Source organism: uncultured Sunxiuqinia sp., assembly GCF_963974515.1.
Classification (GTDB): domain Bacteria; phylum Bacteroidota; class Bacteroidia; order Bacteroidales; family Prolixibacteraceae; genus Sunxiuqinia.
Window position 1 is genome coordinate 1 of sequence record NZ_CAXBDD010000195.1, and the last position, 3,209, is coordinate 3,209.

Sequence of the window (3,209 nt, forward strand, 5' to 3'; positions counted from 1 at the left end):
AACCCGGCTCGTTGCACCCCCGGGTGTCGCGTTTTCCGAACCACGATTGGTCATTGGTGTTGCCGATCATCGCCTGTGGTTGGCCAGCTTGAGGCTTGCGACCGAAGGGAGTCCCGACCGCTTGGGGTAGCTCCACTGCCAACTGACTATGACTCACTGCGACTGTTCTCTGCAAAAAAAACTTCTCCAACCCGAGGTTGAATTGGTTTTTAATGCTCACCGTCAATTTACGATAAAGTTATGGGGATAATTTGGCATGCGATTCTGAAAAGTTAAAACAGACTCTTTTTTAATCACGCCATCTTCGATGTTGATCGCCTTGTGAATGGTCTTGTTTTTCATCCAGCTTTCACGGTTTTCGATAATCGTTGGTAAATAAACAATTAATGCCGCCGATATCGACCTTGAAGCACTTTCCCATAGGTAACTGGGCGTATGATCTACTGCATAATAGTCAACGGTATCAATATTGAAAATTGGGTTTTTAAACGTTGTTGGCTTCGCAAAATAGAATCCCATCCCCTCATCGCAACTCACATCGATAATTAAACTTCCTGGTTTCAATGTCGCCTTTTCGTCTGCCGTCACAAAATTGACCGGATTGTCGGTATCCTGGTAAGTGCCATTGATAATGATTTCAGATTCACCAATTAAATCGGACAGCGGTCTGACCGACCCATCATGCTCCACGGTTACCATCCGGGCTTCACCCGGATTACCTTCACGAATACGAACGTAGTGAACATCCAGTACTTCTTCACGCACCTCATAATCTGGCCGCTGAATACAGATAGTAATATCCCTGAATCCATGAGCTTTAAGGGCGTAAATCGCTCCCCGGCTAACCGCTCCAAAACTAAAAATAATGACTTTGCGCTGGTTTCCGTAGTGACCATCAATACCCCTTAGCTGCAAGGCATGGATCACTGCACAATAACCGGCCATTTCATTATTCTTGTAAAATGTATGTCGGCCTACCTGCCCGCTTGGAGTCCAAATAAACATGTCTTCAAAGGCAATGAGCGTGAGCTTCCGATCAATGGCAGCTTGCGTAATGTCATTTTGCTGGGCACAATGCGGATAACCCCAAATAAATCCCCCTTCCCGCAGTTCCTCTAAATCAGCTAACACCGGTTTTGCAATAATAACGGAACCAATATCTGCTAATAATTCATGACGCGAAGCAACCCCTCCGGCTTGCGAGACAAAAAAATCATCATCAATACCAAAAGGAGCACCATATCCCTTTTCAAAAATCAGTTGTTTACGAATGTCTTCCGGGAGACGTGACAGATGATCCGGATGAATGGGGACACGTTTTTCATCTTCTTTTCTTGACGTTCCAACAACTCCTAAGGTAAGCTTTTCCATCGTTTCCTTGCTGTTAATTTTTTTATGAAACAAATTAATGTCGGCTCGACAATCCGTAATCCAATGAGAAATAATTTGCTGTGGTGGAGATTACCTGGGTTAAGCAGCAAAAGGGAGTCATGACTGATTGAAATCAAAAATGGTATAAACCAAAGGCAAAGGTACGCTAATTATCTTAGAAACCCGCGAATTAAAAAATTGATAATAAAACAGTTGGCAAAACCACCTGCCAAAAATAACGGCCCCGTAGGGCATGTTGGACTTCGTGGCTTTAGGGCTGATTCCATTATTGCCTGAAACCCAACAACCTTAATTCTCATTTCATCGTATGCATGAGCAAAAACGAGGACCTCATGAAAAGCACGCACCTTTTCGGAATCCTTGCCATCTTGCTCCTGCTGGCCTCCGGCTGTGCACGGACTCTATTGAACAGAAACGTCTATCGGTTGTCTGATGACGAACTCAACAGTCCGGAAGCAAAAACTAAAATCCTGAAAGTTCACATGAGTGACGGGTCGCTGTACGTGTTGAATGACTGGTTGTTTAACGAAGAAGCGGAAATCATTGCGGGCTATGGTGACTACTACAATTTCAACCGGCGGTTGCTTGCATCGAATCAGGAGGAAGAGGATTCCCATGCGTATGAGATCTCCTATTCCGAAGTGAGCTTGATTGAAACAAACAAAATTGAACGCGACGGGCGCAACCTTATTGGAATCTCCATTGCTGGTGTTTCTTCGGCTTTTTATTCCATCTATTGTATGGCTAACCCAAAAGCCTGTTTTGGCTCCTGTCCAACGTTTTATGCACTGAAAGATGGCAACTGGCAACTGATTTCCGAAGGCTTTTCATCCAGCATCTCTTCTTCGTTTGAAAAAACCGATGTAGATATGCTTTACGGAGTCGATCACCCCACAGACACCTTTACCTTAAAGGTGACCAATGAAGCCCTGGAAACCCACGTGATTCGCTATGTCGATCTGCTGGCATTTCCGCTGGCAACAGGTGAACAGGTTTTTGCCACGGAAGCAGGCGTGTTTTACCGCACCTCCGCCCTGCAAGCACCCCAAAGCTGTCTGGCGGATGAAGGAGATATGCGGGCACTGGTCCTGGCGTTTGACGGCAAGGAGCGGTATAGCCTGGCCGATGAGCATACGCTCACCCGAAAAGAAGAAATCATACTGACATTTGCCAACCCGCGCGGAGTGGAATCCGGCTTACTGATTGGCTCCAAACAAAGCCTGCTCACAACCTTCCTGTTCTACGAGTTGATGGCCTACTCGGGAACGCACTACGGCCGGTTTGTTGCGCGGGTCGAAAACGGCGACCCACACCTGCTGAAACGCATTGAGGAGATGTGGGATCGGCTCGGAGGAATTGAAGTTTTCGTTCAAATGACCGATGAAAAATGGCTAAAGGTGGGTGAAATTAACGAGATGGGGCCCATAGCAGCCGACATTCACCTGGTGAAATTACCAGCAACGGAACAGGAAAACATCACCTTAAAGCTTCGCCTAACCAAAGGACTTTGGCGGATCGACTACCTATCGTTGACCGAAATTCTGGGAGAAGAAACACCCTTACGCGTGAAGCCCCTGCTGGTTACAAGTAACGATACCATTTGCCCGGAGGCCTTGCAATTGCTGACGGATGAGCAGGAACCGCTGGTCACATTCCCGGGCGACCACTACACGATCCACTACCCCTTACCCGACGATTGCAGTTACCAGTTTTTCCTCGAAACCAAAGGCTATTACCTCGAGTGGATGCGGGACGAGTGGATCAAAGAGGAAGATCTGAAGAAAGCCGCATTGGCGCTCTATTTCCCCGGGCTTTTT

2 protein-coding genes are annotated in these 3,209 nt (G+C 46.9%); one reads left to right on the plus strand and one right to left on the minus strand.

Translation table 11 applies throughout. From position 1 onward, the window contains the following. Nucleotides 1–222 precede the first annotated feature (222 nt). Nucleotides 223–1,371 (minus strand): N(5)-(carboxyethyl)ornithine synthase, encoded by a 1,149-nt coding sequence (locus AAC033_RS18770; protein WP_339741040.1) that lies wholly within the window; start codon nucleotides 1,369–1,371, stop codon nucleotides 223–225. Nucleotides 1,372–1,724: 353 nt separating this feature from the next. Here AAC033_RS18770 and AAC033_RS18775 point away from each other — a divergent pair. Beyond that, nucleotides 1,725–3,209, plus strand: a 1,485-nt coding sequence (locus AAC033_RS18775; RefSeq protein WP_339741042.1) for a hypothetical protein, incomplete at its 3' end; no start/stop codon positions are given.

Bases quoted from the DNA above. Each gene is read 5' to 3' on its own strand.
- AAC033_RS18770 (WP_339741040.1), bottom strand. From the start codon at position 1,371: ATGGAAAAGCTTACCTTAGGAGTTGTTGGAACGTCAAGAAAAGAAGAT.